General features: G+C 70.3%; 13 protein-coding genes. 1 reads left to right on the top strand and 12 read right to left on the bottom strand.

Annotation, left to right across the window (positions count from 1 at the left end; translation table 11 throughout):
* Nucleotides 1-28: 28 nt before the first annotated feature.
* The 5 genes from E3O32_RS14435 to infC all read right to left on the bottom strand — a co-directional run bounded on the left by E3O32_RS14435 (nt 29) and on the right by infC (nt 3,054).
* Nucleotides 29-817: an amino acid ABC transporter ATP-binding protein gene (locus E3O32_RS14435; protein ID WP_134510517.1), complete on the bottom strand. Its 789-nt coding sequence runs from the start codon at nt 815-817 to the stop codon at nt 29-31.
* Nucleotides 818-888: 71 nt separating this feature from the next.
* Nucleotides 889-1,689 (bottom strand): TrmH family RNA methyltransferase, encoded by an 801-nt coding sequence (locus E3O32_RS14430; protein ID WP_134510516.1) that lies wholly within the window; start codon nt 1,687-1,689, stop codon nt 889-891.
* 136 nt (nt 1,690-1,825) lie between these two features.
* The gene (gene rplT, locus E3O32_RS14425) at nt 1,826-2,212 is read right to left on the bottom strand and encodes a 50S ribosomal protein L20 (protein WP_134510515.1); all 387 of its coding nucleotides are present in this window, start codon (nt 2,210-2,212) and stop codon (nt 1,826-1,828) included.
* A 28-nt stretch (nt 2,213-2,240) separates the two neighbouring features.
* On the bottom strand, nt 2,241-2,435 hold the full coding sequence (rpmI, locus tag E3O32_RS14420; RefSeq protein WP_134364955.1) for a 50S ribosomal protein L35: 195 nt from the start codon (nt 2,433-2,435) through the stop codon (nt 2,241-2,243).
* Nucleotides 2,428-3,054: a translation initiation factor IF-3 gene (gene infC, locus E3O32_RS14415; protein WP_134510514.1), complete on the bottom strand. Its 627-nt coding sequence runs from the start codon at nt 3,052-3,054 to the stop codon at nt 2,428-2,430. Before infC ends, rpmI begins: the two co-directional genes overlap by 8 nt.
* Before the next feature lie 275 nt (nt 3,055-3,329).
* On the opposite strand from infC, the gene E3O32_RS14410 reads away from it, so the two are divergent.
* Nucleotides 3,330-3,677: a DUF1844 domain-containing protein gene (locus E3O32_RS14410; protein ID WP_134510513.1), complete on the top strand. Its 348-nt coding sequence runs from the start codon at nt 3,330-3,332 to the stop codon at nt 3,675-3,677.
* A gap of 83 nt (nt 3,678-3,760) precedes the next feature.
* Here E3O32_RS14410 and E3O32_RS14405 read toward each other — a convergent pair whose 3' ends face one another.
* Genes E3O32_RS14405 through E3O32_RS14375 form a run of 7 tightly spaced genes read right to left on the bottom strand, consistent with a single transcriptional unit; the run spans nt 3,761 to nt 13,166 of the window.
* On the bottom strand, nt 3,761-4,540 hold the full coding sequence (locus E3O32_RS14405) for a DNA-formamidopyrimidine glycosylase family protein (RefSeq protein WP_134510512.1): 780 nt from the start codon (nt 4,538-4,540) through the stop codon (nt 3,761-3,763).
* Nucleotides 4,533-9,179, bottom strand: a complete 4,647-nt coding sequence (locus E3O32_RS14400; protein WP_134510511.1) for an ATP-dependent helicase — start codon at nt 9,177-9,179, stop codon at nt 4,533-4,535. Before E3O32_RS14400 ends, E3O32_RS14405 begins: the two co-directional genes overlap by 8 nt.
* 49 nt (nt 9,180-9,228) lie before the next feature.
* Nucleotides 9,229-10,023, bottom strand: coding sequence for an SseB family protein (locus E3O32_RS14395; RefSeq protein ID WP_134510510.1), 795 nt, complete (start codon nt 10,021-10,023; stop codon nt 9,229-9,231).
* Nucleotides 10,007-10,753, bottom strand: a complete 747-nt coding sequence (gene priA / locus E3O32_RS14390) for a bifunctional 1-(5-phosphoribosyl)-5-((5-phosphoribosylamino)methylideneamino)imidazole-4-carboxamide isomerase/phosphoribosylanthranilate isomerase PriA (RefSeq protein WP_134510509.1) — start codon at nt 10,751-10,753, stop codon at nt 10,007-10,009. The genes E3O32_RS14395 and priA overlap by 17 nt, the downstream gene beginning before the upstream one ends.
* Before the next feature lie 54 nt (nt 10,754-10,807).
* Nucleotides 10,808-11,440: an imidazole glycerol phosphate synthase subunit HisH gene (hisH, locus tag E3O32_RS14385; protein ID WP_134510508.1), complete on the bottom strand. Its 633-nt coding sequence runs from the start codon at nt 11,438-11,440 to the stop codon at nt 10,808-10,810.
* Nucleotides 11,437-12,060 carry an imidazoleglycerol-phosphate dehydratase HisB gene (hisB, locus tag E3O32_RS14380; RefSeq protein WP_134510507.1) on the bottom strand — a complete coding sequence of 208 codons (624 nt, stop codon included), beginning with the start codon at nt 12,058-12,060 and terminating at the stop codon, nt 11,437-11,439. The genes hisH and hisB overlap by 4 nt, the downstream gene beginning before the upstream one ends.
* The gene (locus tag E3O32_RS14375) at nt 12,057-13,166 is read right to left on the bottom strand and encodes a histidinol-phosphate transaminase (RefSeq protein ID WP_134510506.1); all 1,110 of its coding nucleotides are present in this window, start codon (nt 13,164-13,166) and stop codon (nt 12,057-12,059) included. The genes hisB and E3O32_RS14375 overlap by 4 nt, the downstream gene beginning before the upstream one ends.
* Between the last annotated feature and the right edge of the window lies 1 nt (nt 13,167).

Here is a 13,167-nt window from a genome sequence, read left to right as displayed (position 1 = left end):
TTCGCCACCGCGGAATTTGTCGTTCAGGTCAATGCGTGATGAGTTTGGACAGGAAGTCCTTCGCCCGGTCGGTCTGGGGGTCGGTGAAGAAGTGCTCCGGGGTGGTCTCTTCGATGATTTCGCCGTCGGCCATGAAGATCACCCGGTTGGCGGCCTTGCGGGCGAATCCCATCTCATGCGTCACGACGATCATGGTCATGCCGTCATTGGCCAGGTCGATCATCACCTCGAGCACCTCGTTGATCATCTCGGGGTCGAGCGCGCTCGTCGGCTCGTCGAGCAGGATGACCTTGGGGTTCATCGCCAGGGCCCGCGCGATGGCGACGCGCTGCTGCTGCCCGCCGGACAGCTGCGCCGGCATCTTGTGGGCCTGGTTCGCCACCCCGACGCGCTCGAGCAGAGCCATCGCCTTCTCCTCGGCCGCGGCCCTGGAGAGACCGCGAACCTTGATCGGGCCGAGGGTGACGTTGTCGAGCACGGTCTTGTGCGCGAAGAGGTTGAACGACTGGAACACCATGCCAACATCCGCGCGGAGGCGCGCAAGCGCCTTCCCCTCCGCGGGGAGCGCCTGACCATCGATCGTGATGCTGCCGGAGTCGATGGTCTCGAGCCGGTTGATCGCCCGGCACAGCGTCGACTTGCCCGACCCACTCGGCCCGATGACGACGACGACCTCGCCACGGGTGACGACCGTGTTGATGTTCTTGAGAACGTGCAGGTCGCCGAAGTTCTTGTTGACGTCTTTCACGACGACCAGCGGCTCACCTCGGCGAACGGTGATGTTGGACGTAGCCGGCGCTGACTCAGTAGGCTCCATACCCCCAACCTAGGGGAGAAAAAAAGACGACGCCACCACACGTCATGTGATAGCGCCGTCGTGGTTCGTGGCTAGCTGCGCTGAGCGAACGCGCTCTCGTAAAGGCAGACGGAGGCCGCCGTGGCGAGGTTCATCGACTCGGCGTGACCGTAGATCGGCACCGAGATGGACCGGTCGACCTTGGCGAGGTCTTCGTCGCTGAGCCCGCGCGCCTCGTTGCCGAACAGCCAGGCGGTCGGGGCGAGGAGCAGCCCCTCGTTGCGGGCCTGGAGCAGGTCGGTTCCCTTGATATCCGCGGCGAACAGCTGCAGGCCGGCCTCCCGGGCGCGGTCGCGCACGTCTTCGAGGGTGACCCCGACGGCGACGGGGAGGTGGAAGATCGACCCGGTCGACGAGCGCACGACCTTGGGGTTGTAGAGGTCGACGCTGCGGCCGGTGAGGATGACCGCGTCGGCGCCGGCGGCATCCGCGGCACGGATGATGGTGCCCGCGTTCCCGGGGTCGCGAACCTCTTCGAGAATGGCGATCAGGCGCGGCTCATTGGCGAAAATGTCCTTGACTGAGGTGGGGAACTGGTGGCAGACGGCCACGAAACCCTGCGGGGTGACCGTGTCGGCCATGGTCTCGAGCACCTGTTCGGTAACGAATTCCACGTCGACGCCGGCTTCGACGGCCGTGTCGGCGATGTCGGTGTAGCGCTCGAGGGCGGTCGGGGTGGCGTACAGCTCCACGACGAGTTCGGGGCGGTAGGTGAGGGCCTCGGCGACGGCCTGCGGACCCTCGAGGAGGAACAGTCCGGTCTCGGAGCGCGCGGCTCGATTCGCCAGTTTCGCGACAGCCCGCACGCGCGGAGAACGGGGATTATCTAACATGAGACCAGCTTACCGGCCACGCTGCCGGGCGGCAGCAGCCGCGCGGGACGGCGCTCGCCTCGGCTCCCGGGCACGCAGAACGGGAGCGGGCGCTCGGCCCGCTCCCGTGAAGAGTGCGTGTTGCTGGGGGTGGAAGCTACGCGGCAACCTTCGGCGCCGACGTGTCGGCGGGCAGTGCTGCCTTGGCGCTCTCGACGATGGCGGCGAAGGTGGCCGCCTCGTTGACCGCGAGGTCGGCGAGGATGCGACGGTCAACCTGGATGCCGGCCAGGGCGAGGCCCTGGATCAGACGGTTGTAGGTGAGGCCGTTCTGGCGGGACGCAGCGTTGATCCGCTGGATCCACAGGCGACGGAAATCACCCTTGCGTGCACGGCGGTCACGGTAGCTGTAGGTGAAGGAGTGAGTGAGCTGCTCCTTGGCCTTGGTGACCAAACGCGAGCGCTGGCCGCGGTAGCCCTTGGCGCGCTCGAGGATGACGCGACGGCTCTTGTGAGCGTTTACCGCTCTTTTTACTCTTGCCATTGTTCTGGTTCCTTAAGGGGTACGGGGTCTAGCGACCGAGAAGCTTCTTGATGACCTTGATGTCGGCCTTGGCCAGCACCTGGTCCTGGTTGAGGCGAGACTTACGCTGAGTGCTCTTGACCTCGAGGTTGTGTCGCAGGCCGGCCTGCTGCTTCATGATCTTGCCGGAACCGGTCACCTTGAAGCGCTTCTTCGTCCCGGAGTGGGTCTTCATCTTAGGCATCTTTTTCCTCCAGTTTCGCTGCCTTATCGGCAACCTTGTCAGCCTTATCGGCAACTTTTTCTGCCTTGTCGGCAGCCTTGTGTGCGTTAGCCTCCGCCTTGGCCTCTGACTTGTTCTTCAGAGGTCCAATGACCATGACCATGTTTCGACCGTCGATCATCGGAGTCGATTCCACGGAACCGAACTCGGCGACATCCTCGGCAAATCTTTGAAGCAGACGTACACCCTGGTCGGGTCGGGACTGCTCACGGCCACGGAACAGAATCATGGCCTTGACCTTGTCGCCGGCCTTCAGGAAGCCTTCGGCGCGTTTGCGCTTGGTTTCATAGTCGTGCTTATCAATCTTGAGACGGAACCGAACCTCTTTGAGGATGGTGTTCGCCTGGTTGCGCCGGGCCTCCTTGGCCTTCTGCGCAGCCTCGTACTTGAACTTGCCGTAGTCCATGATCTTGGCAACGGGCGGCTTGGAGGTCGGCGCGACCTCGACGAGGTCGAGATCTGCTTCCTGTGCCAGACGCAGCGCAACATCGATGGCCACAACCCCGACCTGCTCGCCGTTGGGACCAACGAGACGGACTTCGGGGACGCGAATACGGTCATTTGTACGGGGATCGCTGATGCGTCTCTCCTCTTCTCATGCATCGTGACTGCAACTGACGACGGATGTCGCCCGCAGACGAAGAGAGGAAAATCGCGTATCCGGGTCTGAACTTTTCGTTCGAACACCGTCTACGACACCCTGTCTACCTTCGCGAACTGGAGATCCAGCGCCGCGACGGCGGAGTGTAAACAACCCGGTAACCTTGATGAAGCGGTATGCGCGGGTGGGAGATTATCCACTTTCGTACCGAGATTTGCATCTCGGAGCCCGGACGAGTCTAACAGAGGAATTCAGTGACGAGTAGCAACGAGCAGGAAGCACTTCAAGCCACCCGGGATATCGCCGATGTGGCCGCGGTCGAGATCATCACGACCGCATCCGTGCACCTGATGAGCGCGGCCGCGGTCAAGGTCGGCCTCGCCGACGACCCGGAGGCGCAGACCGACCTCGACGAGGCGCGCAAACTCATCACCGCCCTCGCCGGCCTGATCACCGCCGCCGCCCCCGACATCTCCGACATGCACGCGCGGAGCCTGCGCGACGGCCTGCGGTCGCTGCAGCTCGCCTTCCGCGAGGCGTCGGCGATCCCGGACCCGATCGGCCAGGGCCCGGGCGAGAAGTTCACCGGCCCGGTCAACTAGCCGGCCCGTCCAGGCCGCCGAACTGTGAGTTCGACGGCTTTTTCGGCCGGCCGAAGTCACAGTTCGGCGACCTGGGGTGCGGGTCAGGTTTGGCAGCGCGGGCACCAGAAGGTGTCCCGTTGTTCGAGGGCGTTGCGGCCGAGCCGGCCCCGCTCGATCGGGGTGCCGCACCGCCGGCAGGGCAGGCCGGCGCGGGAGAACACCCAGTCCTGGGCTCCGCGGCGGGTGTTGCCGGTGGTGATCCGCTCGGCGCGGTCGCGGTTGAAGAAGATCAGGCGACGGGCGAGGGCCACCAGCGCCGGGACATCCGTCACCTCGCCGACGGGACGGGTCGGCAGCAGGCCGCGCAGGAAGCAGATCTCGTTGACGTATTCGTTGCCGAGCCCGGCGAGGTTGGACTGGTCGGCCAGGGCCACGGCGACCGCGCGCTCGGGCCGGGACCGGAGGCGGCGCACCGCCTCGGCCGCGTCCCAATCGGGTCCGAGCAAGTCGGGCCCCAGATAGTCGAGCCGGGCGGATTCGTCGGCCAGCGGGAGCACCTCGAGCAGGCCGAGGTCGAAACCCACCGCCACCCAGTCCGCCGTCTCGAGCACGGCGCGGGCCTGGAACGCGGGCCTCCGCCATGCCGCCCCCGGCCGGTACAGGTGCCAGGCACCCTCCATCTTCAGGTGCGAATGGATGCTGGCCTCCCCCACCCGCATCAACAGATGCTTTCCCCGGCTGGCCACCTCGTGCACGGTCTCGCCGGTCAGGTCGACGGTGGCGAAGCGGGGAACGCGGAGGTCGCACCGGGTGAGCGTGGCCCCGTGCAGGGCGCCGTCGAGGGTGCGGGCAGCGCGGTAGACGGTGTCGCCCTCAGGCATGCAGCTTCAGCCCCTTCGGGGTGACGCCGAACCCGGCGGCCTGCAGCGCCTGCCCGGCCGGGGTGCCGATCACGAAGAGGCCGTTGACGGATTCGACGCCGAGCTTGACGACCCGGCCGGCGGAGATGGTGCGGGCCAGGGCGGTCGCCGCCGCGGCGAGGACGGCGTCGCCCGCGGCGTAGGCGAGCACGGATTTGCCGCCGCGCTCGACATAGAGCGCGAGGGCGCCGTCGACGATCACCACGAGGGCGCCGGCCTTGCGCCCGGGCCGGTGGCTGGTGCCCTCCGGCAGGGCCGGCCAGGGCAGCACGGAACCGTAGGGGTTGGCCGGGTCGGTGGCGGCCAGGGTGACCGCCACCGGCTCGGCGGGCGCCCCGGCGCCGCGGCCGAGTTCGACGAAGGAACGCAGCCGGTCGATCGTGCCGACGGTGGCGAACTGGGCCGCGCCGAGCCCCTCGATGAAGTAGCCGCGGCGGCAGCGGCCGACCTCCTCGAAGCCGCGCAGGGTGCGGTAGACCAGGGCGAACCCGCCGGTCACCCCCTCCCCGGCCACGGCCCCGCGGGTCACCACGCCGTAGCGTTCGAGCAGGGTCTCGCCGAGCGCGTGCGCACGGCGGGTGGGCGAGTCGTCGGCGACGGGCACGATCGACCAGCGGCCGGAGACGGTCGGCGGCCCGCCCCGCTGCGGCAGGCTCGGCCTGGCCAGGATGCGCCCGCCGTGCAGCCGGGCCCGCGGGGCCGGCCGGCGGGTGGAGTGGGCGGTGTGCCCGCCGGCGATGAGCGAGCGCACCGGGGCGAAGGTGTCGTTGCCGACGAGCCCGGCCCAGACCAGGTCCCAGAGCGCGACGGCGAGGACGGTGTCGTCCTGGCTGCCGACGGCATCGGCGAGCTGGCGGAAGAAGAACCCTCCCCCGCCGCCGAGCGTGCCGAGGATCTCCTGTTGCAGCGGGCTCGTCTCGAACGGGGACGGAGCGGGCAGGGTGAGCGGCGCCGTCTCGGCCAGGTGCAGGCTGATCCAGCCGTCGTTGCCGGCGAGGGTGCCGGCCCCGGCCCAGAGCACCTCGCCCGAGTTGGTGAGCTCGTCGAGCATCGCCGGCCGGTAGTCGGCGACCCGGGCGGGCAGAACGAGGGATTCCCAGGCCGAGGCGGGGATCCGCGCGCCCTCGAGCTGTTCGATCACGGATGCGACGCCGTCGATTCCGCGCAGCCGGCCGCCGACATGCTGCCAGACCGGCAGGAACCGCCCGACCGTGACCTGGTCGACGGGTTCGACCTCGTGCCGGAGCGCGGCGAGCGAGCGCCGTCGCAACCGCCGCAGCACCTCGGCGTCGCACCATTCGCTTCCGGTGCCGTGCGGACGGAACTCGCCCTCGACGATCCGGCGGGCCCCGGCCAGCCGGCGCAGGGCGCCGAGGACGACGGCCGGGCCCAGGCCGAAGCGCGCGGCGAGGTCGGCGGTGGTGAACGGCCCATGGGTGCGGGCGTACCGGCTGACGAGGTCGCCGAGCGGGTCGGGGACGGGCTCGGTGAACGCGGCGGGAACACCGAGCGGCACCGGCACGCCGAGGGCGTCGCGCAGCCGGCCGGCGTCTTCGATTCCGGCCCACCAGTCCCGACCGGCGTAACTGACCTGAAGCACCCGCCTGGCGGCGGCGAGTTCGAGCAGCCCCTCCGCCGCGCCCGGCCCCTGGGTTGCCTCCGACCCCTGGGCGACGGCGAGCCGGGCGGCGACCTCGGCGGTGGTCAGCGGGCCGAGGCCGCGGAGCAGGTCGGCGATCCCCTCGATCCCCTTCGCCTTGCGGTCGTCGGGGAGCCGTTGCAGTTCCTGGTCGGTCGCCTCGATCACCGCCGGGTCGAGCAGCTCGCGCAGTTCGACCCGGCCGAGCAGCTCGGCGAGCAGGCTGGAGTCGATCGAGAGGGCGGTGGCCCGTCGTTCGGCCAGCGGGGAGTCGCCCTCGTACATGAAGGCCGCCACGTAGCCGAACAGGAGGGTGCTGGCGAACGGGCTGGCGGTGTCCGTGTGCACCTCCACCAGCCGCAGCGACCGGTCGGCGATCCGCCGGGCCAGGCCGACCAGCGCCGGCAGGTCGTAGACGTCCTGGAGGCACTCGCGGATGGTTTCGAGGATGATCGGGAAGGTCGGGAAGGCCCGGGCCACCTCGAGCAGCTGCGACGCCTTCTGCCGCTGCTGCCAGAGCGGGGACCGGGTGCCCGGGTTGTAGCGCGGGAGGAGCAGCGCCCGGGCGGCGCATTCCCGGAACCGGGAGGCGAACAGGGCGGACCCGCCCACCTCATCGGTGACGAGCTGTTCGAGTTCGTCGGGGTCGAAGACGAAGAGGGAGGCGCCCGGCGGTTCGGAGTCGGTGTCGGGGATGCGGGCGACGATGCCGTCGTCGCTGGCGACGCAGCCCCCGTCGATCCCGTATCGCTCCCGCACCCGGGCGGCGACGGCGAGCGCCCAGGGCGAATGCACCTGCATGCCGAAGGGGGAATGCATCACGACGCGCCAGTCGCCGAGCTCGTCGCGGAACCGTTCGACGACGAGGGTGCGGTCGGTCGGCAGGTGGCTGGTCGCGGCGCGCTGGTCGCCGAGGAAGGAGAGCAGGTTGGTGACCGCGCGGTCGTCGAGGCCGCCGGCCGAGCAGCGGGCCCTGGCCTCCGCCGCCGGGAGTGCGGAGACCTCCCGGATGAAGGCGCCGATGGCTTCGCCGAGTTCGGCGGGACGGCCGAGGCCGTCGCCCTTCCAGAACGGCAGCCGGCCGGGTTCGCCGAAGGCGGGGACGACGAGGACCCGGTCGTGGGTGATCTCCTGGATGCGCCAGCTGGTCGCGCCGAGGGCGAAGACGTCGCCGACCCGGGACTCGTACACCATCTCCTCATCGAGTTCGCCGACCCGGCGGCCGGTGGCCTGCTCCCCGCCGACCATGAACACGCCGAAGAGGCCTCGGTCGGGGATGGTGCCGCCGCTCGTCACGGCCAGCCGTTGGGCGCCGGGCCGTCCGGTGAGGATTCCGGCCTCCCGGTCCCAGACGATCCGGGGCCGGAGTTCCGCGAACTGGTCGGACGGGTAGCGCCCGGCGAGCAGGTCGAGGGTGGCTTCGAACGCGGAACGCGGCAGGGTGTGAAACGGCGCGCTCCGGCGCACGGTGTCGAACCAGTCCTCGACCTGCACCGGTTCGAGCGCCGTGACGGCCACGGTCTGCTGGGCGAGGATGTCGAGCGGGTTGGCCGGCACGGACAGGGACTCGATCAGCCCGGCCACCATCCGTTCCGCGGCGACCGCGGAGTGGATGAGGTCGGCCCGGTGCTTGGGGTAGATGACACCGCGGGAGACCTCGCCGACCTGGTGGCCGGCCCGGCCGATCCGCTGCAGCCCGCTCGCGACAGACGGCGGCGACTCGACCTGCACGACAAGGTCGACCGCGCCCATATCGATGCCGAGCTCCAGGCTGGAGGTCGCCACCACGCAGCGCAGCCGCCCGCTCTTGAGGTCGTCCTCGATCATGGCCCGCTGTTCTCGGCTGACCGAGCCGTGGTGCGCGCGGGCGAGCACGGGTTCCGCGCCCTCGCTCCGGCCGCTGGCCCCCATCAGCTCGGCCGGTTGGCGGGGCGCCGGCTGCGCGGCGGCACGGGCATCCGTTGCCGCCGGCCGGTCGGTGTCTGCCTGACCGGCCGGGTCCTCGCCCGCTTCGGCGTCCTGCAGCCGCCCGGCGTAGATCTCGTTGAAGCGCGCGGTGAGGCGTTCGGCCAACCGCCGGGAGTTTGCGAACACGATCGAGGAGGAGTGCGCGAGCACCTCGTCGACGATCGCCTCCTCCACGTGCGGCCAGATCGACCCCGGCTGCGGTGCGGATGCCGCGGCCTGGCCTTCCCGGGGCTCGACCGGGCCGACCTGGCTCATGTCGTCCACGGGGACCACGACCCGCAGGTCGAACCGTTTGCCGGCGGCCGGGGCGACGATCTCCACGGCCGCGGAGCCGCCGAGGAAACGGGCGACCTCGGAGGCCGGGCGCACGGTGGCGGACAGCCCGATCCGTTGGGCCGGGGCGGCGAGCAGGTCGTCGAGCCGTTCGAGGGAGAGGGCGAGGTGCGCGCCGCGTTTGCTGGCGGCGACGGCGTGTACCTCGTCGATGATGACCGTGTCGATGCCGCGCAGGGATTCCCGCGCCGCCGAGGTGAGCATGAGGAACAGGGACTCGGGGGTGGTGATCAGGATGTCGGGCGGCACCTTGACCAGGCGGCGCCGGTCGGCGGCGGGGGTGTCTCCGGAGCGCACGCCGACGCTGACCCGGGGCGGTTCGAGCCCGAGGCGCAGCGCGGCCTGGCTGATGCCGACGAGCGGCGCGCGGAGGTTGCGTTCGACGTCGACGCCGAGGGCCTTGAGCGGGGAGATGTAGAGCACGGTCGTCGTCGGGGGCGCGTCGCCCGCTCCGGGTTCACCGGCCCGGGAGGCCAGCCGGTCGATGGCCCAGAGGAAGGCCGCGAGCGTCTTGCCTGAGCCGGTCGGCGCGACGACGAGCGCGTGCGAGCCGCGGGAGATGGCGTCCCAGGCGCCGAGCTGGGCCGGGGTGGGCGCCGTGAACGCCTCGCCGAACCACGCCCGGGTGGCCGGTGAGAATCGTCGCAGCACCTCGGTCATGGCACCATCTTGCCCGAAACGACTGACCGGCGCCGCTTTCCACCGGAGGCTATGCGGACCCGCTGAGCTGCACCCGGAGGGAATCGACCTGGGTGGCGATGACGTCGCTCGCCGACCAGCGGGCGGCGAGCCGGGCGAGGGTGGCGTCCAGTTCGGTGCGGGTGAGCCCGTCGACCAGTTCCAGCCGGACGATCAGTTCGGGGCCGGCCAGCCGGGACTGCGGGTCCCCGGCGCTGAGCCGGGCGTCGAGCACCGTCAGCTCGGTGGCGATCGAGGCGGCGAAGGCATCCGCCACCTGCCTGCTCGCGTAGCTGGGCGTCCACGGTTGCGACTGGGCGATCGCCCACAGCGCGGGGCGCCGGATGACGAATTCGGTGTCGGTGGTCGGATCGAGCACGACCAGGTCGGTGTTCTCCTGGGCTGCCGCCAGCGCCACCCGCACACCGTCGGACGGGACGGGACGGGCCTCGGGGTTCCAGGACCGCATCGCGGCCGTCGAGGAGAACACGGGCAGAACCCCACGGCCGTCGGGGCCGGCCACGGTGATGATCGAGAGTTCCTGGGTCTTGTCGATGACGAGACCGGTCGGGCCGACGCCGGCGTCGCCGAGCGCGGTCACGAGCGGGATGAGCAGCCGGGCCGTGCGGAGGGCGTCGACGACGCTCTCCTCCCCGGTCTCGCGGGCGCGGAAGAGCGCGAGGGCGGCAAGCAGCGCCTCGGGCGCCGCCCCGTCGTCGTCGGCATGGGTGTTCGCCTCGAATTCCCGGCCGGCCCACGGCTGCCCGGCGGAATCGGCGGGACCGGCCGGTTCGCCGGTCGAACCGAGGTTACGCGCCGGCGACATCCAGTGCCTCGCCCAGGGTGAAGGCGCCCGCGTAGAGGGCCTTGCCCACGATCGTGCCCTCGAGGCCGAGCGGGACGAGCTCGCGCAGCGCGGCGATGTCGGCGAGGCTGGAGATGCCGCCCGACGCCACGACGGGGCGGTCGGTGCGCTCCATCACCCGGCGGAGCAGCTCGATGTTGGGGCCCTGCAGGGTGCCGTCCTTGGTGACATCGGTGACGACGTACCGGGCGCAGCCGGCGTCTTCCAGCCGGGCGAGTACCTGCCAGAGGTCGCCGCCGTCCTTGGTCCAGCCGCGTGCCGCGAGGGTCGTCCCGCGCACGTCCAGTCCGACCGCGACGGCGTCGCCGTGCTCCGTGATCACCCGGGCCGCCCACTCGGGGTCCTCGAGCGCCGCGGTGCCGAGGTTGATCCGGCTGACGCCGGCGCCGAGCGCGGCCGCGAGGGACGCGTCGTCACGGATGCCGCCGGAGAGTTCGATCCGAACGCCTGGCAGCGAGCGGATCACGTTCCTGATCACCTCGGTGTTGTTGCCACGGCCGAACGCCGCGTCGAGGTCGACGAGGTGGATCCATTCGGCACCCTGCCTGGCCCAGTCGAGGGCCGCGTCGACCGGGTCGCCATAGTTGGTCTCGGTGCCGGCCTCGCCCTGGGTGAGGCGCACGGCCTTGCCGCCGGCCACGTCGACGGCGGGCAGGAGTACGAGACGCGGGGTGGGGTGCTGCTCAGTCATGGGAGTCCTCAGATCGGGGTGGGCGCGCGGCCCAGGGTCAGGCGAAGGGACCGGCTAACCGCGGAGCGAGCCGAGCCAGTTGGAGAGCAGGCGGATGCCGGCCTCCCCGGACTTCTCCGGGTGGAATTGGGTGGCCGACAACGGTCCGTTCTCGACCGCGGCGAGGAACGGGACGCCGTGCTCGGCCCAGGTCAGCCGGGGCTTCGGGAACGGCGGCATCACCTCGAGGGTCCATTCCTGAGCGGCGTAGGAGTGCACGAAGTAGAACCGCTCCTCTTCGATGTCCCGGAACAGCACGGAGTCCTCGGCGGGGGTGACGGTGTTCCAGCCCATGTGCGGGAGGATGGGCGCCTCGAGTCGGGTGACGGTGCCAGGCCATTCGCCCAGGCCCTCGGTGTCGACGCCGCGTTCGACGCCGTGTTCGAACAGAACCTGCATCCCCACGCAGATCCCGAGGACCGGGCGGCCGCCGGCGATCCTGCGGTCGACGATCTCGTCGCCGCGCACCGCCTTGAGGGCAGCCATCACCGCGCTGAACGCGCCGACCCCCGGAACCACGAGACCGTCGGCTTCGAGGGCCGTTTTCCGGTCGCTGGTCAGCGTAACCTCGGCACCGGCCAGTTCGAGCGCTTTGACGGCCGAGTGCACGTTGCCGGTGCCGTAGTCGAACACGACGACACGGCTCACAGCGCACCCTTGGTCGACGGGATGCCGGAGACGAGCGGGTCGAACGCCTTCGCCTGACGGAACGCGCGCGCGAAGGCCTTGAACTCGGCCTCGGCGATGTGGTGCGGGTCACGGCCGCCCTGCACGGTGATGTGCACGGTCAGGCCGGCGTTGAACGTGATCGCCTCGAAGACGTGCCGCACCATCGATCCGGTGAAGTGACCGCCGATCAGGTGGAACTCGAAACCGGCCGGCTCGCCGCGGTGCACCAGGTACGGGCGGCCCGAGATGTCGACGACGGCCTGCACGAGGGCCTCGTCCAGCGGCACGAGGGCGTCACCGTAACGGGAGATGCCCGACTTGTCGCCGAGCGCCTGGCGGATCGCCTGGCCGAGCACGATGCCGATGTCTTCCGCCGTGTGGTGCACGTCGATCTCGATGTCACCGCGGGCGCGCACGGTCAGGTCGGTCAGCGAGTGCTTGGCGAACGCGGTCAGCAGGTGGTCGTAGAACGGGACGGAGGTCTGGATGTCCGAGACACCCGTGCCGTCGAGGTTGAGCGTCAGGTCGATGCTCGACTCGCTGGTCTCCCGCTGAAGGTGGGCGACGCGGGGCGAGGAGGTCGTGGGAGTCAGGCTCATTCCGACAGTTTATTGGGCCGGGCGGCGGAGTGCTGCCCGAGCCCGGCCAGTGCCTCGAGGAATGCGGTCGTCTCCGCCTCGGTGCCCGCCGTCACCCGCAGGTGCCCCGGAATTCCGACGTCGCGCACCAGGACGCCCTCCGCCAGCAAGGCCTCGAAGGTGCCCCGGGGATCGTCCACCCCGCCGAACAACACGAAATTGCTCGCGCTGCGCAGTGGCCGGTAGCCGAGGACGGCAAGTTCGGTGACCAGGCGGTCCCGCTGACCGCGGATGTCGTCGACCATGGCGAGCATCTCGGGGCTGTGTGCCAGGGCCGCGATCGCCGCGGCCTGGGTGAGGGCCGACAGGTGGTAGGGCAGGCGCACCAGGCGGAGGGCATCCGTCACCGCCGGGTCGGCCGCAAGATAGCCGACCCGCGCGCCGGCGAATGCGAACGCCTTGCTCATGGTGCGGGAGACGAGGAGCCGTTCCCGCCCGGGCAGCAGGGTGAGTGCGCTCGGCGCGTCGGACGGGCCGAACTCGGCATAGGCCTCGTCGACGACCACGATTCCGTCGGCCGCGTCGTACACCGCCGCGATCGTGTCGAGCGACAGCGGGGTGCCGGTGGGGTTGTTCGGGGAGCAGAGGAAGACGAGGTCGGGCGACTCGGCGTCGACCCAGCTCCTGGCGGTGGCCGGGCTGAGCTCGAAGTCGGTGTCGCGGGTGCCGGCAATCCACCGGGTTCCGGTGCCGGAGGCCAGCAGGGGGTACATCGAGTAGGTCGGCGCGAAGCCGAGGACCGACCGGCCCGGACCGCCGAAGGCCTGCAGCACCTGCTGCAACACCTCGTTCGAGCCGTTGGCCGCCCAGATGTTCTCCCGGGTGAGACCGTGGCCGAGGTACCGGGCCAGCGACTCCCGCAGTTCGGTGAACTCGCGGTCGGGGTAGCGGTTGATGGTGCGGATGGCCTCGGCCATCGCGGCGACGATGTCGCCGGCGACGGCGTCGGGGATCCCGTGCGTGTTCTCGTTCACATTGAGCGCGACGGGCACGTGCAGTTGTGGTGCTCCGTAGGGGGTGAGTCCGCGCAGATTGTCGCGGAGGGGCAGGTCGTTGAGACTGGTCACT

The organism is Cryobacterium mannosilyticum (assembly GCF_004402705.1).
GTDB classification, from domain to species: domain Bacteria; phylum Actinomycetota; class Actinomycetes; order Actinomycetales; family Microbacteriaceae; genus Cryobacterium; species Cryobacterium mannosilyticum.
The sequence above is the reverse complement of the archived record's forward strand: the minus strand, read 5'-3'. Positions and strand labels throughout refer to the sequence as shown.

Bases quoted from the DNA above. Each gene is read 5' to 3' on its own strand.
- hisB (WP_134510507.1), bottom strand. From the start codon at position 12,060: ATGAGCCTGACTCCCACGACCTCCTCGCCCCGCGTCGCCCACCTTCAG.
- E3O32_RS14400 (WP_134510511.1), bottom strand. From the start codon at position 9,179: ATGACCGAGGTGCTGCGACGATTCTCACCGGCCACCCGGGCGTGGTTC.
- rplT (WP_134510515.1), bottom strand. From the start codon at position 2,212: ATGGCAAGAGTAAAAAGAGCGGTAAACGCTCACAAGAGCCGTCGCGTC.
- E3O32_RS14405 (WP_134510512.1), bottom strand. From the start codon at position 4,540: ATGCCTGAGGGCGACACCGTCTACCGCGCTGCCCGCACCCTCGACGGC.
- E3O32_RS14430 (WP_134510516.1), bottom strand. From the start codon at position 1,689: ATGTTAGATAATCCCCGTTCTCCGCGCGTGCGGGCTGTCGCGAAACTG.
- priA (WP_134510509.1), bottom strand. From the start codon at position 10,753: ATGACTGAGCAGCACCCCACCCCGCGTCTCGTACTCCTGCCCGCCGTC.
- rpmI (WP_134364955.1), bottom strand. From the start codon at position 2,435: ATGCCTAAGATGAAGACCCACTCCGGGACGAAGAAGCGCTTCAAGGTG.
- E3O32_RS14435 (WP_134510517.1), bottom strand. From the start codon at position 817: ATGGAGCCTACTGAGTCAGCGCCGGCTACGTCCAACATCACCGTTCGC.
- E3O32_RS14395 (WP_134510510.1), bottom strand. From the start codon at position 10,023: ATGTCGCCGGCGCGTAACCTCGGTTCGACCGGCGAACCGGCCGGTCCC.